Source organism: Paucibacter soli, assembly GCF_037482845.1.
Taxonomy (GTDB): domain Bacteria; phylum Pseudomonadota; class Gammaproteobacteria; order Burkholderiales; family Burkholderiaceae_C; genus Paucibacter_B; species Paucibacter_B soli.
Map to the genome: position 1 here is coordinate 797,931 of NZ_JBBHJW010000001.1, position 22,714 is coordinate 820,644.

Genomic DNA, 22,714 nt, shown 5'->3' on the forward strand with positions numbered 1-22,714 from the left:
TGATGCTTTCCCCATTAGCCTTCCCTGACCAGTTGGAGTTGTGGTTGATGTGAAAGGTAAGGCAGCAGTTTGGTCCCGAGTACGTCGCTCGTCGCCTTGTCAGCAAGCGCCTTGAGCGTCTTGCGTGCTGCTTCCGTCGCAACGTCCAAGCCCAAGTCCCGTGCTTGCTCTTGCGACGGTTCGTGGTCTAACCGGAAGTAGCGCTCCTGCAGTTTGTGCTGAATCAGCTGGTCGACGAACTGCTGCTGCGCAGAAATCGTGACCGAGAATAGACGTTGGTCCTCCATCCAGTCGGCGATGCCGAACTGGCGACCGGAATTGAAGGAAACCGAATAGCTCTTGGTGGTCGTGCCTACGCTGAGGATTCTGACGGCCTCTGCAGGCACGCCGAAGAAGTGTTCCGCTTCGTGCAGGGCAACCAGGTCCGGCGCGTTCGCGAACAGTCCTCCATCGGCGTACAGGTTGCCGCCGACCTCGGCGAGCTCGAAGAACGTCGGAGCAGCGGCCGTCGCCAGGGCTACATCAACCGCCTTGAACTTCCAGTCGCGTGTCCACTCGGCCTTGTGCCGGGTCTTGAAGACTTGCGGCCGACCTTGCGTAACGTTGACGGCGGGGATGGCGACTGCGTGCTTCGCGTCGTTGAGCGTGGCGTCTTTGTCGATGAGCTTCGTGATGGCTTCGCGGAGAGGGGCGGTCGAGTACCGCGGCTTCCGTGTGTGCTTCCATAGGTCCACGCCCTTGCCAATTTTGCTCGTCGGTGACTCGTGCGGCGGGAAGATGTCCGCACCGTGTTTCTCGAATACGTCAACGACCTTGCTCATCGGAACTTCGAAGGCCACCGCCAGCGCGACGATGCCGCCGATGGACGTCCCGCAGGTCAGGTCGAAGCGCCGGCCGATTGGTACCTTGAGGTGGTCCTCGATGACTTGCAGAGCTCTGGCAGTAAACAGACCGCGGTAGCCGCCGCCCGTGAGCGAAAGGGCTTGGAAGGGGTGCTCCGCAGTCCAGGTCATGAGGGTACCCGCACCTTTCCGGTCAATAGGTCCCGGGCGAGGCCTTGCTTGAGCAGGCGAAGTCCCGCCAACTCAGCGCGGTCCAACTCGAGCACGTTGTCAACGGCTTCGACAGTCTTGAGTACATCCCTCTGCTCATCTGGGGACGGCCGCAGCACGGGGAACTTTTTCAACTGCGTCGAGTTGATGGAGGCCAAGTTCGTGGACTGCTTCGATGCCAGCATGAAGAACTTCTTCCCAAACTCCGATGCGGCCCACAGCGCAAGGAAATCTGGCAACAACAGGTCCTGATTGCACCTAACCCGGAACACGTGGTTCTGGTGGAGGCAGTTCGCAATCTGTCCGCGCCATACGGCTCCACGCCCCAGCTTGTCGAAGTCGCCACCTTCGTTCATTAACACGTCGCCTGACTGGAGCATCGCTCGCGCCGCCACGGATTGGGGTAGGCGCAGGGTCTTGACCTCAGTGAGGTCGACGTGTCCGTCTTGGACGTTTGCAACGCGCAGGTAGGGGTAGTCGGCAGTGCCTGGCCCGGCGAATTTCCGGCCCAGGGTGACGCCACTGCCAACCGTTGCAAGTTTCGAGAGAGGCTCGAGTGGCGCACTGGAGACCGCCGAAAGTGCATCCTGTATCAGCGCAGCTCGCACAATCTCGGTTTTGCCAACAACTTCTCCCAAGCGAGACAGTTGCGCGTCCACCGCTGCCAAGAGAGCAGCAATGTCCTTCTGCTCGGTCTCACTATCGGGAATGTGCAGCGGAGCGCTGTGAATTGTCTTAAGGCTCAAGCCGTAGCGAGTTGAACCACTTGCCCGGCACGCAAAGTGACGATTTACCTCGGGCAAGCGCAGCAGGTAGCTTAAGAATTGTCCATCGACTCCCGAGCGCGGCCGCAGGATGGCAAGGTGATAGCCGCATACGACGTCGCTCGGCAAATTCGGCCCCATGTACGCTGGAATGGCAATGTCGTCAGGCGTCTCGGAGTCCTTGGTGATGACAACATCCCCCGGATAGAGCTTGAATCTCTGAATCTCAGCCGCACTGGCTGTGGCTGCCATCAAATCTTGTGAGGAATCAACGGCGATTGAACCGTAGACATCCATGTAATTGCAAAGTCGAACGGGGTACTCGTCCTGATGAGTCTTCTTGTCAACGTTGCTCACTCTGACGTCAGCGACGTCGGCAAGTGTTGTGTACTTCCACTCACTCAATTCCGCGCTCCCTCAGCAGGCAAGCCAGGTGCAGAGCTGCGCTCTCTCGTTTGCTTTGAATGTCGCGCAGGGTCACTGCGTACTTATCCCAAAGTCGTCCGATGAGGCCGACGAGACACAGGCGGTACTTTTGCAGGCGTAACTCATAGGCCTCTGCAAGTGCGACCATCCAACGGTTCAGTATGAGCCGCTCCGCTTCTTCCGAAGTGATGCGGTCACGCGCACGTTCGACCAGTTCGTCTCGTCGCTTTTCAATTGACTTGACGGTCTGCTTGGCTGTCTTGAGTTCTTCTTCCAGCGCCGAGTGCTTGCCGAGCAACTCATCAGCCTGCTCGAGTTCCGCAGTCAACTCTGCGTGATACGCCGCATTGCCGCTCTTCTTGACTGTCTTCAGTTCAGCCGCAACTTCCTTCTTTCGAGCCTTGAGGGCATCAACCACCGCCTTCGGCAAAACCGGTTGTTCGTCGTCGAAGTCATAGGTCGACAAGTCGACCTCTTCCTCTTCCTCGCCCTCTTCAGTTTTCACCGCGTCAAACATCGCTTGCAACTCGGCAATCCGCGACTGTGCCGCCTCAAGCTCGGCCAGCACTTCAGGAAACTGCGACCGTAGAATTTCATCGGCTGGAATCAGTTCGGCATTCCAACCAGACGCCGCGACCGATTTGAAGTCCGCGGCCAACTGGCTCGAGAACTCAGCGAATGCGCCCCGAATCTGGAACTGGTCCAACAGTCCAAACGGCAAGAGAAGGTCTTCAAGGCTCTGCGCGAACTTCTTCTTTAGCGGGAAGTAGCTCCCAGTGGTTGGGAGGGCGCGAAGGTCCTTCACGTTCGCTGCCCACCACTTTGCCAAGACACCGTGGAAGTCGGCATGCTTGGCCCGCACGGCTTCGTGGCTCTCGACTAGAGTTTTGGCCGCTGACTTGTCGGCCTTCAACGCGGGGGTGAAGTCCACGTACGTCAGGTCGGCCTTGCGAGTACCGAATAGCACTTCGCGGAGGCCGACGTAGTTCTGCCACCAATGGTTGAGTGCGTCCACCTCCAGAGTGGGCACGCCGCCGTGGAGATGAGCCCGCACGTCCTGAGGTTCAGGCGGTGGTGAATTGTCGACGTAGCGCCGGATGTTGAGGTTGAAGTCTTCGGCTTCAAGCTCTTTGATGGGCACCCGACGCGAGTACGCCGGAACTTCCAGCATCTCATGGTAAACATAGGAAATCTTCTCGATGTCCTCGGGCCGTAGACTGTTCTGGCTTTTGCCCTCCTCATACTCGCGGTCGGCATTGACAAAGAGAACGTGCTTGCGCTTGCTCGCGCTCTTCTTGTTGAGCACGAGGACGCAGGCCGGGATGCCGGTGCCGTAGAAGAGCGCAGGCGGCAGGCCAATGACGGCCTCAAGTTGGCCCGCAAGGACCATACGCTTGCGGGCCTCCTTTTCTTTTGAGCCGCGGAACAGTACACCGTGCGGCATCACAACTGCGGCTTTGCCTTCCGCTGCCAGAGTTGCCAGGATGTGCTGCACAAACATGAGGTCCGCCTTCTTGCCGGTCTCGGGCATGAAGGTGTGGAACCGCTCCTTGAACTGCATCTCCTTGGCGGAGTAGTTCAATGAAAACGGCGGGTTGGCAATTTGTCGGTCCATGAGCATCAGCTCACCGTTCTCGGCGAGGTGACGCGGGTTCTTCAGCGTGTCGTCATTGCGGATGTCCGCAGCCTTGTAGCCGTGGAGAATCATGTTCATCTTGCAGATGGCCCAGGTGGTCGGGTTGACCTCCTGCCCACACAGCTGCAAGGTGCTGGGGTCACCGCCGGACTCTTCGACGTAGCTGCCTGTCTGCACCAGCATGCCGCCGGAGCCACATGTTGGGTCTCCCACGGACATGAGCTCGAGCGGCTCCATGAGTTGCACAAGCAGTCGAACCACCGGAGCCGGTGTGTAGAACTCTCCACCCTTCTTGCCCGCGGTGTCGGCGAAGTACTTGATGAGGTACTCGTAGCCCGCCCCGAGCAGGTCGGGGAACTCGAACCAGCCGTTAGCGAGGTGGACCGTCGAGAAGTGTTCGATAAGCTCGACGATGACGTCGTCATCGACGCGACGCTTCTTGTCGCCCTTGGTGGCCATAAAGTTGATGGGCTTGAGCACCCCCGACAACGCCTCGACGTTGTCTTCCTCGATGGCCGCCAGCGCCTTGTTGACCATGTCGCCTACGAGCTTCTTGACGTGCATCAGTCCGCGAAACTGCTGGGCGTTCTCGAGCGTTACGGGTTCGGCTAGTTCCCAACGCGCGCGTTCGGGTATCCAAAACGCGAAGCCCTTTTTGTTGCGCAGGAGGGCTTGAACCTGCTTCTCGGACTTTCCCTCCGCAGAGGCCTTCCGTTGAAGGGTCTCAAGGTCTTCCTCAAACTGGTCGCTCAGCCGCTTGAGGAAGAGCATGCCGAACAGGTACTCCTTGTACTCGGACGCGTCCATGCCCGTCTTGCGGAGGATGTCAGCTGCCCTGAGGAGGAAGGATTCGAGCTGAGTGAGGGTGAGCTTCTTGCGCTTGGGTTTTGCGGCCATGACCTGGGCTTCCGGAGTTGCGGACAGGCCAGGTTTCGGCAGTTGGTTAATCTTTAAAGTCTCGGGGAGCGTCATGGGGGACATGGTCGTCGGCGGTGAAGCGCGACTTGTAGTTGTCTGCTGCTGTTACACGTGGTGCTGAAATCTGTACCGGTAGTGTCGCCTGCGCAACGTCAGGAACCGAAATAGCTCGGTAGCGCACACATTGTTGAAGAGCAGCGTGCGTAACTTCTGCTGGTGTCTATCGGTCCAGTTGCAGTCGATGCCCGCGCATGTCGGGGACGCCTAGTACGACCTAGAACGGAATTTCGTCATCTATATCGTCGAATCCGCCCGCATTGACAGGTCCGACCGTTTTGCGTGCGGGCGTGGCGTCGGCCGACTCAGCGGAGTTCGGTGCTGCCTTGGTACCGCGGGCGCTCCCTTCGAGCCCCGCTCCGACTAGCGCTTCTTCGAGTGCCTTCTCTACAGCGTCGATTCGTAGTTTGCAGACCTTGTATGCGGCGACGGACTCGTTGACGATGTCCAACAGGTCGTCGATGTTGGGCTCGTCCTGCTCACGCAATGTCGCTGCGTGGCGCTGAAGAACGTCGTATGCGTCGCGGAATGTTTGAGCTTCCATGGACCTTCTCGCTTTCTTTGGGCAGCGGTCAGCTGCCTCCTTCAGTTGATTTGGTGATGCCACTGACAACTGCGCCTACGACGCCGTCGTGCAGTCTTACTTCAATCTGGGCTCCGCTCCTGACCTGGCTCGCTGTGGTGACAGTCTTTCCACCCAGAGAGCGGACCACTGCGAACCCACGGCGCAAGGTCTTTTGAGGCCCTTGACCCGCAATCTCTCGGAACAGTGCCTGGGAGCGGTCGGAGACGATGGAGGCGCTTCGCGATGCGCACTCGAACGCATCGAGCATGGTTCGCGTAACCTCTTGCTTCATGGTTCGCGTCTGTGTCGATGCGCGCTCCAGTACCAAGGGGAGCTTCGTCTCGACGTCCCGACGTGCCTGAGTAACCGTGGATGTGGCGTGGGCGCCTATCTTCGAGAGCATGCCGGGCGTCGATTGCCGTGCCGCTGCGACCTGCGCGCGTGCCTCGGTTCGGACGGCGTCAAAGGCCTCGCGCGACTGCGTGCGGGCCTCGTGAATTGTCGACACCGACCGGTGCCGAGCGGTATTGAGCAGCGATTCCGTGTCGACGCGGGCCTGTAGAACGGTCGAGCGAGCGGCGTGCTCGACGTGTTGCCTCAATTGCTGCGCGTCCTTGGCCGCCGAAGTTGTGTCGGCCCGAGCGCGTGTTAGGACAGACTCGTATTGGGATTTTGCCTCGCGAGCACGAATGCGCACCAGGTCCTCAATGCCAGCGATGACCTTGCTGGGTGTATCGAACTTGCGGTGGGCTACCTCATCGACAGAGGTCTCGTCGCGCTCATGCCCGACACCGGTGAGCACAGGGACCGGGCATTCGCAGACACATCGTGCGAGCTCGTAGTTGTTTAGCCAGGCGAGGTCGTTGACTGAACCGCCGCCGCGGATGATGACCACGGCATCGGGCAGGACCAGGCTGGACCATGTTCGCAAACCGTTCTGAATGGCTTGAACTATCTCTGCAGCAGCGCCTTCGCCTTGAAATCGACTATTGGCGTAGCTGAATTGGCAGATGCCATAAGCCTCAAGGCGCTGGGCTTCCTTTGCGAAGTCCCCGAGGCCCGCAGCTCGTTCTGGCGCTACGACTAGGACGGCGCTGTAGTCCCAAGGAGGTGCCAAGCGTGGATTGCGGTCAAAAAGACCTTCGCGCTTGAGTCGCTCGCGGATTTCGCGCTTCTTGGCCTCAAGGTCTCCGAGGGTGTAGGACGGGTCGATGCCATCGACCTCGAGGCTGAAACCGAACTGGGCCTTGAAGACGGGCTTGGCACGCAGGAGGACCTTAATGCCGGCGTCGAGGTCGGCTCCGGTAGCGCGTTTGAACTCAGCCAGCAATGTCACGGCGGTGCGTGCCCAGATGACTGCTCGAGTCTGCGCGACAACCTCACCGGCTTCGTTGCGCTCAGAAAGCTCGAGGTAGTAGTGCCCTTTGCTGACTGATGCCCGCACAACTTCCGCCGTAGTCCAAATGCCTTCTGAGAAGGCCCTCGCGACGGCGGTGGTGACACCTGCGAGCAGTCGGGAAAGAGGTATGCCTTTTACCTGAGTGGAGAGTTCGCGGGCAGACGATGGGGTATTTGGCGAGAGGGAGTCCTCAAGCTCTACGCCAGTAGCTTTGACGGGGAGCCAGCTTTCAAACGGCACCAAGTCCAGACCTGCTGGAACGTACCACTGACCCGCTGCGGGGTCCCAGCGGGCACCGAGGGCCTTGACGCGGTCCTTCTCCTTAAAGCTGGTCGTGAGGTAGATGCGCTCATCCATAGCGCGTCGGCGTTGCGGCCGTGTGAGGGGCGTCGGGGTGAGCGACTAATGGACCGTTTCGCAGCATTGCTACAAGGTCGGCGCCGACGGGCAGATGGTCATGAATGCACAGCGGCCGCAGTGTCGGCCCTTCGTAGGGAGGTTGTCGCCTGCGAGCATGCGGATTGCTGTCTTGAATGACTTGGTTGACTCGACGCGTTTTGCACCCTGGACCTGGTCGACCGTATCGGACAGAACGTGATTGAGAGAAAGTTTCTTTGTTCCGCTGAGCATCAGTCCGGGCACCATCGGCTTGAGCACAGTGGAGATGTCCGACACCCCGCGGCGTGCGAAGCGCATCATCGCGAACTCGATGGAATATGGGCCTTTGACAAGGAACCCCCACGGCATCTGAATAGTCACTCCGCCGACGATGGAAGTTGGCTCGGCGAAGGTCCCGCCTTCCGCGACGATTTGACCCATGAGCTCCAACCCTCGCGAGAGGGCTCGGGAGGCATCTCGCCAAAGCGACGGGTCCTCGACTTCCGACGGAAGCTTTTGCTCAACCCAAGCAGAAAGCAGGTGCGCATCCGGAGCTCCTGGCCTGCCAGTGGCCGCGGCTTTCAATGCGCTCATCACTGACCATCGCGCTCGGATGGAGACATCAATATCGGCCTCGCTCTTGAGCTCAAGGACCTGGGAATACCAGTACTGGAGAGCGCATCTCACATAAGTGTCGAAGTGCTCGAACTTCACAATGGCAGGCGGAGTAAATGCCTTGTGAGACTGAGCTTTTCCCAGTTTGATGGCTAGACCGGTGTAGGGGAGCGGCTGGAACTTGCGTGGAAAGTGCTGGAGTTGTGGTGCGAGCGTATGGTCTCCAAACTCCTTCTCTTGATACAAGTACAGATGCCGCTTGGCACGGGACACGGCGACATACAGCAGGTTGTTTCGCTCGACTGCTTCTTCAACATCGAACTCTGCTTGACTGCTGCCGAGGGCTTCCGGAGGAACGATTTCCAGCACGCTCTCCGGTGGAGACCAGCTTGGTGTTTGTGCGCCGTAGTCGTCGGCATTAACGAAGGCAACATGCACCGCCTCGAATTCGAGCCCTTTGCTTCCATGCACGGTCAGCAGTCGCAGACCATCGAGAGCTGCTGCCTCGGGTGGCAGCTCACGGTCGACGTAGCTCTCACCGATGCGCTGACGCAAGCGCTGGCGCATGAGGAACCTCGACAGGCGAGCCTCCTTCATTTCACCATCGCCGTTCCGAACAGCGTACGCAAACTGCCACAGCGCGATGCGTTGGGTCCACGCGCCGACGGATTGGTCTGCATGCGGTGGGAGGCCAAAGTGGTGCTCCAGCACCATGTCGCAAACGAAAGCCCAAGGGTTGGAGCTGTGACGACGGCCACTCAACAGTTGGCTTAGCTTTGCGATGACAGCCTTGCCGCGAGCGGAGACGCCCGGTGGCAGGTTGTCTAGCCACCGGCCACGCTGATACGCCACGTCGTCTCGCGCTGCCTCCAGCAGTCGCTGAATGTCGGCCATGGGCATAGCGAGTCCAGACACATCCATCAGACCAATCAGTGCGCGCGGCTGTCGTTCAACGAGCAACTGCATGAGGCAGAGCAGGCGCTTGACCTCAGGCCGTTCCGCCAACTCGCCGATGTAGATGACAGGAATTCCCTGGGAAGCCAACACTTCTGCCGCACGTTGAATGTCACTCCCTTTTCGGCATAGAACAGCCTGCTGACCAAAGGGCACGCCCTGCTTCTGCAGAACTTTGACGGACTCGACCACTGCACCCAGTAGTTCGTCCCGTTTCGCGCAGGTGACCACCTTGGGCAAGTCACCGCATGTACCCTTGGCTGCCGACATCTTGTCGAGCGGCATACTCGGTTCTAACTTGTGCTGCCGACCAACCTCCTGCACAAGCTCGAGGATTTCGTGGGCACTGCGACGGTTCGTGTCGAGGGGGTAGCGTTGAATCCTTGTGCCGCCCGCATGTGCCTTGAATTCGACCTCGAACTTCAACAAGCTCTTGAGAGACGCGCCGCGCCAGTGATGGATGGCTTGGCGAACATCACCCACGACCCAGATGGACTTCGCCTTCTGTGCCAACTGCCGTAGCAGCTCGACCATCGCCTGGGTGACGTCCTGGTACTCGTCGACGAGGATGTACTGGAACCTGTCGGCGAGTTCAGTGAACGGTGTGCGGTCCGCCTTCAATGCAAGAGCCGGTTTTGCAATGAGGTCGACGAAGTCGACCGTCTTGCGCTGTGCCAGCAGCCCCTCATGCGCCTCATAAAGCACGGCCACGTCTTCCCGACGGCGTTGGAGTTCGGCGTCCTCGGCGGGATACTTTGCGACGAACGCACGGTACGCATCGGGAGAGACGAGCTCTTCTTTGAGGCGCTTGATGCCTTCGATGACGGGGCTGAGCCAGTCGTAGGGGTCTTCTACCCGTAGGTAGTACTGCAAGTCCAGCTGCGGCAGGCCTGCGACGAGCATCGTCATCGAGCTAAGTCGGTCGGCCACTCGCAGGTCCGGCTCCAGCTTGAACCGTTGGTGAAACTTGCGGAGGAACTCAAGGCCAAACGAATGGAATGTGCCGGCCCAGACGTCTGCCGCTCGGTCAATGCCGGCGCCGCGCAGACGCTCGACGAGTTCGAACGCTGCCTTGTTGGTGAATGTGAGAACGAGAATTTGACTGGGGTCGACCTTCTTATCTTCGACGAGATACTTGACCCGGTGGATGAGAGTGGACGTCTTGCCTGTCCCCGGACCGGCAACGACGTTAGCCGCACGTTCTTCGGCTCGTGCCGCAGCATGCTGGTCAGGGCTCGGTGGATGCAGCGCGCTGGTCGTGGATTCTGCGTCTGGCAGCAGCATTGCATCAAGCATCTGCTGGCGAGCGAACTCAAGTGGAATGCCGAGGTCCTTCGCAACCTTGCTTGGACCCACATCGCTGGAAGCAAATTTGCGCGCCAAGTCACGAGGGAGTAGCAACTCTCTGGCGTAGAGGTTGGCTTGGAGTTCCTGTCGCTCTCGGGCTCCGTACGCCTCTACCTTCATTACTGCGGGGGAACCGTCGCTCCCAAAGAGGGTCTTGAGGTGAGCGACCGTTGAAGAGGCCTTGGACGCATCAAGGAACCAGTGGCCGAGTTCGTGGGCGACGAGCCCACAAAACTCCTCACCCCAATGAGGGATGTCTTTGCTGACGTAGATGAACTTCTGCTCGCGCTGGAGGACCGCACTGCCGTCACCGAGGTCAGCGTATGACGGGTCAACAGGTTCGATGGCCAGACCGAGGTGTTCCTCCACAGCTGCGAGGAGGTCTCTTGCCTTGACGGCCGAGTCAGCCTTCCCAGGCGCCAGCTTCTCTCTCGTCGCTCTGGCTTCGTCTCGTGCGCGCTGGAATGGATTCATTGGCTCTACTCATCAAGTTGGAGGAGTTCCTTGGCTTGGGCCACAGGCAAGTTCAACGACCTGACTGCGTCTTCCCAAGATGTCGCAGAGTGAGAGACCTGAGGCTTCCCGTTCTCGGCCTTAAACGCGGGGACAACGCGACTCTCAAAGGAGCGCTTGAAGAACTCTGTCAACGCAAGCTGTGGAGTCTCAAAGAACTCACTGAGGCTCTTCAGCACCTTCTTAGGTGCCCGAACGGTGCCTGCAAGAATCCCCGAGAGAAGAGCTACTTGTGTGCCGAGTCCGACCTGTGGAGCGAGCTTGCGAACAGCTGCGCCTCGAACTGCTGCGACCTTCTGCTCGAGCTCTACAAGCTGAGTCTGTAGAGCGAGTCCATGTGCCAAGCACATCGCTCCAAACTCTGACGCGGACCGGCTGTATTCCTTGGCAGCAGAACGCAGGCGTACTCCCAGGTGAGGGTCGAGCCTGAGCATGACTTGTTCAGTCTCCAAGAGTGGCCATTTCCTAAGCTCAGACGAGAAGGATGAGAGCAAATCGTCAGACCCTTCTGAGAAGGAGCGCTCATCAAAGTCTTCGAATCCAACGCCGGCCAATTGGCGTGCAACCTCAGAGAAGCTCGACTTCTGTTGGTCTGCGATGTTCTGCAAAGACACCTTAAGGGTTACAGGCATGGTGACTCCAATCGTGAGCTGTCGGGCCTTGGACTGGAACCTCTCGGGCTTCCGCCCGTCGTCCTTCGATGTGCTTGCCCCCTGCGATGCAAGCATGTGCCAACCCGCTGGCCATTGGTCTACCGGTGTCATAGTTAGGACGTCTGACAACTCCAAAAGAACTGCGCGGATGGCTTCTCTTGCGGTGGGCGCGGTCTTGGTGCGCTTTCCAAGAGTTGGGAGTTCGAACGAGCAACGTATTCCTGCGCCAGCATTCCGCTCTATTTGCGTGCTCTTGAGGACAGCGAAGTAGAGCTCGGGCAGTTGGTCCAGCATCGCTCGTCCCTCGACAGTACCCACAGGGTCAGGAACGAGTTTCATTGGCGCCCTCCATGGCGAAGCAGGGCAAACATTCACCCCTTGACAACAGTGTAGACTTGTATCAACAATATATCAACCCTGGGGGCAACCATGACGGACGCCGACCTCGCTGCGGCCGTCAGAGCTGCCGTAGCAGATTGGATAGATGCGACGACGCAAGCGCAGCAGCAAATGGAGATGGCCAATCCCGCCACCCTCGGTGCGGTGCTAGGCCTGACCGTAGAGCACACGCTACAGGCGGCGGGGCACGACCCTGCGGCGCTGCGCGAGCGGGTGCTGCAGGCCCCGTATTGCCATCTTCAAGGGGTGTTCGACGCCAGCTCTCTCGTTGATACCCCGACTGCATTTAACCCGGTGCCCGACACCACCGCTACGCTGGCTGGCCGTGCTGCAGTCCTCGCGGTGCACGGCCTGCTGCGTATGGAGACTGTGTCGTATGGCGCAGAGAACGGCGGCCATTTGTTCGTGAACCTGGTTGTGCTGGCTGGACAGGGCGCTATGCCCGAGAAGTCCAAGAAGGGCTTGCGCGGCCACACGGATGGCGTGAGCCTCCCGTTCAATGGCGACGACGATGCCAATGATGTGCGGATTGCCCCTTCGCCTGACCTCGTGACCCTCGTCGGGCTGCGCAATCCCAAGGCCGTGCCGACCAAGCTGATGCCGCTTGACGACATCCTGGCTCATATGTTGCCTGGTGATGTAGCCGAGCTGAAAAAACCGCAGTACTCGATTCATTCTCAGAAGACCTTCGTGCAGGGAATGAAGGCTGTCTTGGGCCGCGAGCTCGTGGTTATCGACGAGCCAGTCCTGAAGGATGTTGGGCAGGGCACCTATGTCCGGTACAGCCATCGTTCCGTCTCTCCAACGGTGTCTGGAGGGGCCGCAGAGCAGGCCTCCAGGAATTTCGAGGCAGCCTGCATTCAGACTGTTGTTCCCCTGGTTGTGCAGCCTGGCGACGTGCTCGTTGTCAGCAATCGGGTGAGTCTGCATGGCCGCGGCGAGCCGAGTGGCGAGGTTGGTGGCCAGTCACGATGGCTTTTGCGTACGTATGCCCTCGACACCTCGAAGTTGGCTGCGCACAAGCGCCATCTTGGGGCCAGCCCACCACACGTCTTATTTCCGTAGCAGGCCCGAAAACATGGGCGTCAGCCAAGTTGATAACCATCATCAGGTCGGGACCAGATGAGTGACCTCACGCCCAAAGAAATCGCCGATGCCGTCGAGCGACATCTTGCTGCGCCGGAGGTCTCGGTAGCCGATTACCTCCGCACCTTGATGAGTCAGGCGGCTAGCGAAATCAAAGGTCGGTGCAAGCTCTACCTTGACACAAGGTACTGGGTTTTCCTCAGGGATGCGGAGCTCGGGCGGGCCAAGAAGCCTGAGCATGAAGCCATCCTGCTCGCATTGAGAGACAGGGTCGCAAGTGGTGTGGCGATATGTCCCGTGAGCGACGTTGCGTTCATGGAAATGACGGCTCAGACAGATGCTGAGACCCGCATGACCACCGCGAAGCTCTGGGATGAATTGAGTTTGGGTGTTTCGCTGCAAACGGAACAGGGCCGCGTGCGCACTGAGCTTGAACAGTACTACATGTATCCCAGTGCAGACGATGTCCCTATCCCCCTGCGGGACCTCGTATGGACAAAGCCATGCTTTGTCCTAGGGGCCACGGTCCCACACTTCGACGAGGATTCGGCAGACGTCAACGAGGCGTTTCGGAAGGCGTCTCTAGATGCACTGTGGGCCACAACATTCAGCGAACTGGCCAATGAATCATCGGCTGTTCTGGCCATGAGTGAGAGGTTCCAACGGACTGCCGATGCCATCAATGCGGAGATGCGCAAGTTCCAGCACGAGATTCCGAGCTTCGAGAAGGCATTTTTGGTGGAAGTATCTGGCGCAATCAATGCGAACCAGAAACTGTTGGCAGAGGTTGTGCTCCAGCAATTCATACGGCAAGGCAACTCGCTCGAAGGAATGCCTGAGCGGCAAGTTCGGACCGCTCTGAAGACGAAGACATCGGCGCTGACCAACGTGTTCCGCCTCAGGCGTGACCTCATGGCCAGACGTCTTCCCACGCTGTACATACATGCGATGTGCCACGCAGCAATTCGAATGGACGTGAAGCGAAAAATCAATGGAAATTTCTTGCGCGACATCCACCATGGCAATGCTGGCGTCGCCTATCACGATGCCGTTTTCACAGAGAAGCCATTGAAGGTCTTGTTGACTGCCGGAAACGTCACTGCCGACAAGACGTTTGGTTGTCGAGTAATGTCCGACGAGCGCGAAGTGCGCGCGTATCTTGAGGGTATGTGATGTAGCCGCTCGTTTGCTGATGGACCAAGGTGAATTTCGGAAGCAACCATTTGATGTTGCTATCCACATTGGGAGCGGCACCTTGTGCCCGGATGCTTGGAGCCTGCGGTAACGCGGCAAGCAACGGGGGACGAAGATTGGGAGAACCGGGCTCTACGCCCGGCTCTTTGTCTCCGCTACAGCGCCTTGAAACCGTTGCATCGACCTCGTGGACTGGTCCTTTGAAAATCACCCCGGTCCCGAAGGACCGGGGGCTGAATCAAAGAATCATGAATCACGAGAATTCACATTTCCTCGACCCAACACTCCCCTGGGCTTGCACTCCTGCAAGCTCCGTGCGGCTCTCACACCGCACGGCAGGTTCAGACACAAGCTCTGACAGCGTCTCCCGACGTTGCCTCTCACATGAACATCAGCGCCTCGGATAGCGCCCCGCTCCCGTCTTTCGACCCTTCCCACATATCAGCAAGTCTGCAGGGGGGCTTCCACTCACCGAACCGTCGCACATGGCTAGCGGTCAAGTTGTGGCTACTCAACAGGTCTCCCGGTCATAGCTCCTTGTCGGTTTCTCACGCCGACGAGCCTTAGACCATCCCGAGTTCTTTCAAATCGCGCGAACACAACGAACGCGAGCTCCAGCTGTTGCATATCTGGCGGAACATCCGCCTCACCCCCCATGCGTTCGCATGGGCAGGTTTTCGGGGGCCCAGGATTCCGTAACGGCTCCCTTACGCGCACCAGCCTTCATCACTTCCTTGCTTGTCGCCGCTGTTGCGGCGATACGTCCTTCGTATTCAGTCTCTCGCACCAGTTCGTCACGAGCCCGCAGGCCCGGGTGCTTCACCGCCAAGCTATTCGCCGACCCCTCATGAGCTGCTTGCGCAACCCTTGGGGCCACCACCATCCACTCTCGCTCAGGTGGCCTGTGCCCTTTCGGAACACCTCAGGCGTGTCGGTCAAGACACGGGTTCAGTTCTCTCGGACTGCCCCCGCCCATGCATCGCTGCACGGTATCGATTTGAACGCCAACCGCGGTTTCCAATGCGCTTGCATTGTTCCCCCGCGGCCAGCATGCCCTCGTCGCCCAATCCCGATGCATTCATATCGGCGATGGGAATGGAGTCGTCAGGCGGGAGTTGCAGTCTCCCTTTCCGAACTGGGGTCGCTGTCATCACACCTTGCGGTGTTTTGAATACGACCACCTGCGCTCCGTTGTTTGCCGCGCCAGCACTGTTAGATGCACGCGGCTTCCGCGGTCCTCAGCCAGATGAGATTTCTGGTTGAAGGGCCCATGTGAGATTTGAGCTTTGAGGGGGCAGGCCCCCGTTTGTAGTCCTGGGGAGCATCGCTCGGCCCATAGACCGAGAGATGCGCCGAGCCGGGGTGAGAGTCCCTTCTGTCAGCGTCGAATCTGATTTGTATAGCTACCAGGCCCAAGATGGTTTTTGCCTTGGAATCCTTTTTAGTGACGTCGCGCAGCGACTGGCCAAAGTGGCTGGTCTGCACTGTCTATACGTGGGATAGCCTTTATGGAGTCTCACCAATGTCAAAAGCTCGCACCCGTTCCTTCAACCCTGTTGTCCTAACCGGCAAGACCATCTTCCTGCAGCGCATCCAAGCGGCCGTCACTGACGGCTACCGCTTCTACATTCTCGGCACTGTCGCGCCGCAGAAGGCGCCTGGGCTCGTGATGAAGTTCAAGGAGCTGTATGGCGTCCATCTTGATAAGCATGCACGGTATCGAAGAAAGCTGGCGGGTCATGGCAACGCGCGCCTGTATCTGCGCCTCAACGAGAACTTGGAAATTGACTTCGCACTTCTAGTCGCGCCAGGGTTGCACCTAGCTCACGAGACCGAGCGCTTGGCGGATGCTGGGGTTAAAGGGATGCGGTACCGTGAGTTGGAGCTTGTCCGCGTAACTTTGCAAGGTCGTTCACAGCCTGGTCTGACTTGGCGCCTAAGTGCAGACACGGTCGCGATGTGGCGCGAGAGGCTTCATCTACATACCGCTCGCTACAACGTCCAAGAGCTGTTTAGAGACTGGCACAGCCTGTATCGAGTGCCCGGCTTTGGCGGCGTACGACGGCAGGTAGGTGACCTAGTCGCCTACTGGCGGCGCGAGTGGGCTCAACTCCGAGGACAGGACCCATGCCCGATTGCCTACCCTCACAACGAACCGAACTTTCGCCGACTCCCTGGTGTTTCTAAGCGCGACGATGGACGGTACTGGACGAGTCGAGGCTTCCCGTCAGCCAGCCAGCTTCCGACGCTGTTCTACGTTCGAAAGCAGTCCGATGTAGGCGAAGACCTCACGAAAACGGTAAAGGCATTGATGGCTGCAGTTCGTGCGCCAGTGGGTGAAGAGGACTGTGCGGCTTCGCCAGATGCGGGCGTCAGTTCAAAGCGCTAGGTGAAACGGTCGCGAGGCTGTTCGAAGGACGCCTCATGTCACTGCGAAGCGTCGTGCTCCTCCGTGCGCGTGTCGGAGGCTCTCTACGCGAAGCGACTAGTTGCCTCATGTGAATCAGCGCGAGCCGGTTCGTGAATCGATTCGAGGTTCCTATACGAATTGATGCGCTCTGAGCGCAGACCTTCACGACAACATTTCGAGGCGAATCCAATGAAGACATTTCACATCTCTATGCCAGTGGCGGGTCGAAAGACCGTTGCATTGCTCTGCTATCCGTACGACCCTAAGACTCAACGAACGCGCGCGACTTATCTCGGCAGTTTCAGCATCGACGCCGACCCGAGCCAGATTCCTGCTGACGGTGCCATTGCCGCCGGCGGCAGCGCATACGGTGTCAGACTTGTGCCCTATCGCCAGTTCGAGGGCGGGCCTTTCGAACTGTCAGCTCCTGAACTGCAGCGCATCAAGGGCTGGCTTGAAGACCATGGCACATTCGTACCGCGACAACGAGCCGACCAAGCAAAGAGGGCTGCGGCCGAAGCGCTTGCGCATCAGAAGCAATTGACGCTTGAGCGTGAGTTGGAGAAGTCAATTCGCGCAAGGGTCGAAACGGAGGTGAGGGCGGAGATTGCCGCTGCAGCACAACGTTCCGAGGGCGGTTGGTTCGACCGCTTGGAGGTTGCCTTCCGCGACGCAAACACGGAACTTGTAGCTGAGGCCGCGCGGCTCCGAGCGCGAGGCATTGAGCTTAGTGCGCTAAGGCGACGCGGCTCTGAACTCGCAGTGCCAGCGAACGAACTCGATGAATTGCAGGCAATGGCCAGCACTATCCGGATTGACCTGCACAAGCAGTTTGAGGATGCTTGCAAGCGAGCTCGGCTTATGACGCAACGGCGTACAAGAGCTGCTGGCGCACAGTGAAGCCGCTATCTGCGACGCTGATGCCCGCTAGCGGTTCCCTGTCCCCGGCTATCAGGTCGAATCTTTCGCGTGTGCTTGCAGCGCGGATAGTTTGTACAGCCGTAGAACGGACCGTACGTCCCCTTGCGCGACACCAAGAATCCCTTGGTGCACAACGGGCAGACCTCACTGGTGTTTTCGGTGCCATCGGCATTTCGGACTACCAGCCTATGTTCCTTGACCAACTCAGTGACAAAAGAAGATTCCTTCTTGGCGACAGTGATGAGCGTCACGGTCTGCTTTGCGCGCGTGAGCGCCACGTAGAAGAGGCGGCGTTCTTCAGCGAAGTCATGAGAGTCTCCGCTGGGCATTGCTAGTTGTAGCACGGGGTCGTCGGCCACACGGCTTGGGAAGCCAAGGGTCTCTGACGTTATCCTGGGCAAGATGACGTGGTCAGCCTCGAGTCCCTTGGAGGAATGGACCGTGATGAACTGGACTTCGATTCGTGTGGCGTCGAAGGACTTCGGCTGGTAGACCTCGTCGCGCCGGTACCGACCAAGAATGTAGACCTTAGTCATCCCCTGGCCCTCGATAGCATCTTCGGCAATCTCGCGAACGCGCGCCTCAATGGCGGAGCGAATCCTCGACTCCTCAGCGACACTCACTATTCGGATTGGCTCCGCAATCTGCGGCTTTGGCGACCGCACCGTCTTGCGAAGTTGCTTTGGATTCTTTTGAATGAACTGACTGCTTATGTCGCACAGCGACTGCGGGCAACGAAAGGTGGTCTCAAGCTTCAGGGTCACTGTTTTCCCGAACTTGGGTTCAAAGTCGGTCATCACTGACAAATCTGCGCCCGCAAATCGGTTGATGCTTTGCCAGTCATCCCCAACGGCAAACAGGTAGTGGCCGGGCTTGCTTATCAATCCCGCGACCATGCGTGCCCGTGCCTGACTTGCGTCCTGGAATTCGTCGACCATCACGAGTTCGTAGGGGCTATTCCAAGTGCCTCGCTCCAGACAATCGGCTGCCATGTTGAGCATGTCTTCGAAGTCTATGCACCTGTCCGCCTTTAGGCGCCGCTCCCAGGACTCCCATAGACGCTCAAAGATGCCCAGGAACATATCGTGGCGGAACTTAAATTGACCAGCTACGCCATCCGCAAGTCGCTTGCGCAAGTCGGCAACCTGCAGCCGGTTGCTCTTGGCATGGGTCAGAAACGAGCGGATGGTACGGGCCAGCCTTGGATTCTCAATGGGCTTGCGCCCGGGCACATCACGGTCAGGGTTGGGGTCTAGTTGGACTCCCAATTTGGTCAGCTCCAACTCTAGGTATGCGAATGCTCGCCCGGACCAGAGTTCCGCCGTCGTTGTCTCGAGAAGCCGCGTGCCATGTTCCAAATGAGTACGCTTCTTCCAGGCCATGCCCTCTTTGTAGCCGGCGAACTCTTGTGGTGGTTCGCCGTTTGCATCGAGTGCCCAATGCTCAAGATATGCGTCAATCGCAGGCAAATAGAAGTCCGGACGGTATTGGCGATGCAGCGGGTCCGCTGTATCAATCGCGTAGGGAGCCTCGTAGACGTACTCAACGCCGTTGTAGAAGAGCCAGTTTGCTATGACCAGTTCACCACGGCTGCGCACAACGTCGTTGTTCAGCGTCCAGAAGCCATCGCGACCCGATTCCCTGTCCCATGCCTCTGGGTTCTCAGCCTCCTTGCCAAACTTAGGCAAGTCCTGACCGAAGACCAGGCGAAACAGGTCCCAGGAAGCTCGAAAGGCTTGGTCAGTGCTTTTGAGTTCGTCGACCATCTCCAGTAGCGCTTCTTGGTCTCGGCCTGATTCGACCCAGGGTGCTAGCGATGGCTTCTTGCCAGTGGCCATGCCGATGACGTCGAGCCCGAACGCATGGAACGTCTTGGCGACGATTCGCTCTGATGGCAGCCCCAGTGAGTCAAACCTATCCTTTAGGCGTTGCCGCAGTTCGGCCGCTGCGTCATTGTTGAAGGCAAGCAAGAGCATTCGGTCGGCGCTGAAATACTTCTTCTGAATCGCATACCCTGCCTTCGCAACCATGACGGAGGTCTTCCCGGAGCCTGCTGCTGCAACAAGCAGCACGCGGTTGTCGAAGCAGATGACCGCTTCGGCTTGTTCCTGTGTGAGGGGTGACTTTTCAATCGAGTTGAGAAACTCGCGAGAGTCGACAAGTTCCTTCGCCAAGTGACGCTTGTTGATGCCATCTGCGACTGCCTGGATTGAGCGTCCCAACAAGGCAAATGCTTCTTGAACAGCCTCCGGCTGCATCGCCAAACTCTGTGCCACCTCAGGGACATGGACTAGCTTTGTTAGCCCCTTTGGTTTGGTGGCCGACAAGGCCTCCTTGAATTCGTGGCTGAGCCACCCACGATTCTTGAGCTGTGAGATGCAGGCCTGACGAGTCGCATGTGCCCAATCGACTACCGGGCCAACCGCTTCGTTGAATTCTTCTATGAATTTGGCGACTTGTTCGCGGTGTCGTATGACGCCCAACGTTTTATCAACGGAGGCCCTAAGCTTTTCGGCATCAGCGTTCGGGATGCCATCAAGCGGCAACGTTTTACCGCTCTCGAGCGCAATCTTGACTGTTGCCCAGAATGTGCCTCGCGCAATGCTCAACCGCTCTAGGAAAGTTGCCGGCCCAGCGAGTCTGCGTCCTTGTATTACGAGCTCGAATTGGTCGTCGTCAAGGGTCAACCGCCAATCAACGGACTTGGTAAATAGCTTCCCTGGCGCTGTCGGCCTCCATACCTGTGACAAAGACTTGCTCCCTTGCGGCTTATCGCTTTCTAGTTCGACAAGGGTAGCCCGTCATGTCTTTGGCGACCAGAGGAATCATTTCGCCGTTGCCAGTTCGAAATGCATCAGTGCTCGGGCGGCACTTATGGAGCGGACCCCGGTGCTGTCTCGTCTGAAACGCAGGCTACTCATAGGGCTGCGTGTGCCTTGACAACTCTATGAGGTAGTACTTGAGCATTCCAAGAAGGTCAAAGGCGCCCAACCACTCATTGTCCAGCGCGGCATCTTCCGGCGCGACCTTGCGCATTTGCGCCTGTAGAGATTGAGCCATGCTGAACGCCTCTTGGATAAGGGCTGCCTTCTTCCCCAACTGTTCCATGTTTGTTGGCCTTCGTAAGAGTTGCCAATCTGCTTGAACCAGAGCGCGGAGGCATCGCCTCCGAACGTCTTTGGACAGGTGTATTCGAGCTTGAGATTTTCCTCATGAACGAACTGGAAATCTAGGCCGCTGGAGGTGGTGTTTGAAGTAGCTGCAGTGATGGGACCTGTCAGACTCTTGACGGACAGTGCGCTTATGAGTCAATGAAAATCTGGCGGCATTCCATGCGCTGTGTAGCTTCTGAGGTTGTCGGTGTGAGGGTCGGTCTGCGGTTTCCATGTGGAAATTTCAGGACCAGACCTAGCGCTGACCAGGTCTCGCCAAAAACGCATGTGCAATTTCCACATGGAAATTCCACCCTCAACGAAGGCATCTGTGACCGCGAAGTAGCGACAACTACTTCGACACCATCAGGCCGTAGGTGTTCATGCGGACTTCTCAGTTGCCAAAGCAGGTCCAAGCGAAGCTACCACCCTCACGGTTGCAAGCCGGCCCGCGCCAAATTTCCACGTGGAAATATGAGTGAGCATTGCCAGAGAGCCTGATGCCGGACTCCAAACTAAGAAGGTCAGCGCGAACTCGGCAGAGTTTTCCACGCGGAAAACTCGATTGGCCTGCCGTCTAGGAATTACAGGCCTTAGCGGGGAGGTTTCCTCGTGGAAATTTGTGCGATTGGCGGCGTGCAATTTCCACGTGGAAATAGCGGCCCAGGTGTGCGCGTCACCGTTGGAAACAAAAGTTGCGGCTCGCGTGAAAGCGTCACGCCGGAACGGCGCGTGCCCCCTGAATCGGGGGTGTTCGTTGGCATAGTGAGCACCAAGCGGCGCCATGAGGGCGCTGTAGAGACCCCCGGATTTCCATGTGGAAATCTCTCACTGGAGACCCTTGGTAATGATGTTTTTGTTCAACGGCATTCGTGCCGAAGTAGAGCCTGTGCCAGGTGAAGAGGGCTGGTATCAGCTGACTGGCAAGCACATCCAGCGCTGGACTATGGACGTTGCAGATACAGCCGGTGACTTGCTGAGCTGCAACGTGGAAATCAACTGCAATGCGCGCATCCGCGGCATTCACAGCTGGGACCCTGAGATTGAGCTGCGCGACCCCCGGTTCAACCACGAGAACGACGAAGAGAACGCATCCTTCTTCGTCTATACCGAGCGTGGCGACGGTCGCACGTACATGATTCTTGCGGTGAACCAGGCCGAGTACGCCATCTTCCGTCACCTTGTTCCGCACGAGTCGGGCGAAGAAGATGAGTACGACCCCATCGAGGACTACCGCCTCGACGCACCCGTCGCGAAGAAGGCTCCGGCTAAGAAACCTGCAGCGAAGAAGGCCAAGGCTACCGCTTGATTTCCACGTAGAAATACCCCCTAAAGCCAATCTGTCGCGAGATGAGGTGCAAGGCGCACTCGAGTTCCTCGCAGCGCAAGAAGCTTGAACAACTTTCCACGTGGAAATTTCCACGTGGAAATCCAAACTATGACTCTCTCAGAACACCAAACGAAGCTTGTCGACAAGCTCCTGTCCCGTGCACGCGCCCTGAGTAAGAGCGGCGCCAATGACGTTGCAATCAACGAAGGCATCCTGTTCATGAAGGCCGCAAGACGCCTTTGGCTAGCTGCTGACAAGATGGACTATTACCGCCTGTATCCACCTGGACCGGGGACCGCGAGCAATCGCGCCCGGTACGAGATGGCACAGGCAACGCGGGCGTTGCAAGCCGCGGAAAAGCATGCCGAAAAGATGCTGAAGGCACCCAAGAAATGAGCAATGTCATCAAGTTTGAACGGCCAGCTGAGCGCACGCCAAAGGTTGAAGACGAGCAGGGTGCCGTGCCTGGCAGGGACATTGACACAGCGGGCATGGCTGAATACATGTACGGTCGCACGCCAGCTGGTAAGCGCTGGGTGCTATCGCGCAAGCCTGATGTCACGCCAAACGAACTTGCGCGCTGCAAGTTTTTGAGCACAACGTACCTGTTTCCAAACTGTTATGACCCTCAAATGTTCCTCCGTGACCGTACAAAAGCGGACATGGATAGGCTTCTGGACGAGGGCGGTATTCCACCGGCTGACCGTACTCCAGAGCGGCTGAAAAACACGTGGTTTGCAGCGTTGATGGGCCTGTCTCCAACTGTAGAAATTCTCGATGACGAGGGATTTGGCTTCTGGGAGCACGACAAAAAGGGCGCACAGCTGCGTTGGTGCCAAGCTGTTGTTGAAAATGACCCTGTCAAGGCGATTAAGGCCTGGCCCGCGGCGCGCGAAGCGTTCAGCAAGTACTTCGCACCATGAACGCCCCTTGTTGATTTCCACG

The 22,714-nt window shown here is 58.3% G+C and carries 16 protein-coding genes; 7 read left to right on the plus strand and 9 right to left on the minus strand.

Annotation, left to right across the window (positions count from 1 at the left end):
• Window positions 1–14: 14 nt before the first annotated feature.
• From WG898_RS03790 to WG898_RS03820, 7 genes are all read right to left on the minus strand, one after another.
• Entirely contained in the window at window positions 15–1,013 is a 999-nt protein-coding gene (locus WG898_RS03790) for a CBASS cGAMP-activated phospholipase (protein WP_339601410.1), read from the minus strand.
• Window positions 1,010–2,221: a restriction endonuclease subunit S gene (locus tag WG898_RS03795; protein WP_339601411.1), complete on the minus strand. Its 1,212-nt coding sequence runs from the start codon at window positions 2,219–2,221 to the stop codon at window positions 1,010–1,012. The genes WG898_RS03790 and WG898_RS03795 overlap by 4 nt, the downstream gene beginning before the upstream one ends.
• Window positions 2,214–4,850: a type I restriction-modification system subunit M gene (locus tag WG898_RS03800; protein ID WP_339601412.1), complete on the minus strand. Its 2,637-nt coding sequence runs from the start codon at window positions 4,848–4,850 to the stop codon at window positions 2,214–2,216. Before WG898_RS03800 ends, WG898_RS03795 begins: the two co-directional genes overlap by 8 nt.
• Before the next feature lie 220 nt (window positions 4,851–5,070).
• Complete coding sequence (gene xseB / locus WG898_RS03805; RefSeq protein ID WP_339601413.1) at window positions 5,071–5,397, minus strand: exodeoxyribonuclease VII small subunit; 327 nt, start codon at window positions 5,395–5,397, stop codon at window positions 5,071–5,073.
• 28 nt (window positions 5,398–5,425) lie between these two features.
• Window positions 5,426–7,174, minus strand: coding sequence for an exodeoxyribonuclease VII large subunit (gene xseA / locus WG898_RS03810; RefSeq protein WP_339601414.1), 1,749 nt, complete (start codon window positions 7,172–7,174; stop codon window positions 5,426–5,428).
• A 69-nt stretch (window positions 7,175–7,243) separates the two neighbouring features.
• Window positions 7,244–10,585 (minus strand): UvrD-helicase domain-containing protein, encoded by a 3,342-nt coding sequence (locus tag WG898_RS03815; RefSeq protein ID WP_339601415.1) that lies wholly within the window; start codon window positions 10,583–10,585, stop codon window positions 7,244–7,246.
• Window positions 10,586–10,590: 5 nt separating this feature from the next.
• Complete coding sequence (locus tag WG898_RS03820; RefSeq protein ID WP_339601416.1) at window positions 10,591–11,616, minus strand: hypothetical protein; 1,026 nt, start codon at window positions 11,614–11,616, stop codon at window positions 10,591–10,593.
• 90 nt (window positions 11,617–11,706) lie between these two features.
• Between WG898_RS03820 and WG898_RS03825 the strand changes: the two genes are divergently transcribed.
• From WG898_RS03825 to WG898_RS03840, 4 genes are all read left to right on the plus strand, one after another.
• Window positions 11,707–12,741, plus strand: a complete 1,035-nt coding sequence (locus WG898_RS03825) for a Fe(II)-2OG oxygenase family protein (RefSeq protein WP_339601417.1) — start codon at window positions 11,707–11,709, stop codon at window positions 12,739–12,741.
• Between the two features lie 57 nt (window positions 12,742–12,798).
• A complete protein-coding gene (locus WG898_RS03830; protein ID WP_339601418.1) occupies window positions 12,799–13,935 on the plus strand; it encodes a hypothetical protein in 1,137 nt (378 codons plus the stop codon).
• A gap of 1,543 nt (window positions 13,936–15,478) precedes the next feature.
• Window positions 15,479–16,345 carry a hypothetical protein gene (locus WG898_RS03835; protein WP_339601419.1) on the plus strand — a complete coding sequence of 289 codons (867 nt, stop codon included), beginning with the start codon at window positions 15,479–15,481 and terminating at the stop codon, window positions 16,343–16,345.
• Window positions 16,346–16,555: 210 nt separating this feature from the next.
• Window positions 16,556–17,266, plus strand: coding sequence for a hypothetical protein (locus WG898_RS03840; RefSeq protein WP_339601420.1), 711 nt, complete (start codon window positions 16,556–16,558; stop codon window positions 17,264–17,266).
• Window positions 17,267–17,271: 5 nt separating this feature from the next.
• On the opposite strand, the gene WG898_RS03845 is transcribed toward WG898_RS03840, so the two are convergent.
• Together WG898_RS03845 and WG898_RS03850 are read right to left on the minus strand one after the other, a co-directional pair.
• Entirely contained in the window at window positions 17,272–20,037 is a 2,766-nt protein-coding gene (locus WG898_RS03845; protein WP_339601421.1) for a UvrD-helicase domain-containing protein, read from the minus strand.
• A gap of 163 nt (window positions 20,038–20,200) precedes the next feature.
• Complete coding sequence (locus tag WG898_RS03850) at window positions 20,201–20,395, minus strand: hypothetical protein (RefSeq protein ID WP_339601422.1); 195 nt, start codon at window positions 20,393–20,395, stop codon at window positions 20,201–20,203.
• Window positions 20,396–21,286: 891 nt separating this feature from the next.
• On the opposite strand from WG898_RS03850, the gene WG898_RS03855 reads away from it, so the two are divergent.
• The 3 genes from WG898_RS03855 to WG898_RS03865 all read left to right on the plus strand — a co-directional run bounded on the left by WG898_RS03855 (window position 21,287) and on the right by WG898_RS03865 (window position 22,692).
• Window positions 21,287–21,748 (plus strand): hypothetical protein, encoded by a 462-nt coding sequence (locus WG898_RS03855; protein ID WP_339601423.1) that lies wholly within the window; start codon window positions 21,287–21,289, stop codon window positions 21,746–21,748.
• Window positions 21,749–21,862: 114 nt separating this feature from the next.
• Window positions 21,863–22,165, plus strand: a complete 303-nt coding sequence (locus WG898_RS03860) for a hypothetical protein (protein ID WP_339601424.1) — start codon at window positions 21,863–21,865, stop codon at window positions 22,163–22,165.
• Complete coding sequence (locus WG898_RS03865) at window positions 22,162–22,692, plus strand: hypothetical protein (protein WP_339601425.1); 531 nt, start codon at window positions 22,162–22,164, stop codon at window positions 22,690–22,692. The genes WG898_RS03860 and WG898_RS03865 overlap by 4 nt, the downstream gene beginning before the upstream one ends.
• Window positions 22,693–22,714: the final 22 nt, after the last annotated feature.

Bases quoted from the DNA above. Each gene is read 5' to 3' on its own strand.
- WG898_RS03790 (WP_339601410.1), bottom strand. From the start codon at position 1,013: ATGACCTGGACTGCGGAGCACCCCTTCCAAGCCCTTTCGCTCACGGGC.
- WG898_RS03800 (WP_339601412.1), bottom strand. From the start codon at position 4,850: ATGACGCTCCCCGAGACTTTAAAGATTAACCAACTGCCGAAACCTGGC.
- xseB (WP_339601413.1), bottom strand. From the start codon at position 5,397: ATGGAAGCTCAAACATTCCGCGACGCATACGACGTTCTTCAGCGCCAC.
- xseA (WP_339601414.1), bottom strand. From the start codon at position 7,174: ATGGATGAGCGCATCTACCTCACGACCAGCTTTAAGGAGAAGGACCGC.
- WG898_RS03815 (WP_339601415.1), bottom strand. From the start codon at position 10,585: ATGAATCCATTCCAGCGCGCACGAGACGAAGCCAGAGCGACGAGAGAG.
- WG898_RS03820 (WP_339601416.1), bottom strand. From the start codon at position 11,616: ATGAAACTCGTTCCTGACCCTGTGGGTACTGTCGAGGGACGAGCGATG.
- WG898_RS03825 (WP_339601417.1), top strand. From the start codon at position 11,707: ATGACGGACGCCGACCTCGCTGCGGCCGTCAGAGCTGCCGTAGCAGAT.
- WG898_RS03830 (WP_339601418.1), top strand. From the start codon at position 12,799: ATGAGTGACCTCACGCCCAAAGAAATCGCCGATGCCGTCGAGCGACAT.
- WG898_RS03835 (WP_339601419.1), top strand. From the start codon at position 15,479: ATGTCAAAAGCTCGCACCCGTTCCTTCAACCCTGTTGTCCTAACCGGC.
- WG898_RS03840 (WP_339601420.1), top strand. From the start codon at position 16,556: ATGAAGACATTTCACATCTCTATGCCAGTGGCGGGTCGAAAGACCGTT.
- WG898_RS03850 (WP_339601422.1), bottom strand. From the start codon at position 20,395: ATGGAACAGTTGGGGAAGAAGGCAGCCCTTATCCAAGAGGCGTTCAGC.
- WG898_RS03855 (WP_339601423.1), top strand. From the start codon at position 21,287: ATGATGTTTTTGTTCAACGGCATTCGTGCCGAAGTAGAGCCTGTGCCA.
- WG898_RS03865 (WP_339601425.1), top strand. From the start codon at position 22,162: ATGAGCAATGTCATCAAGTTTGAACGGCCAGCTGAGCGCACGCCAAAG.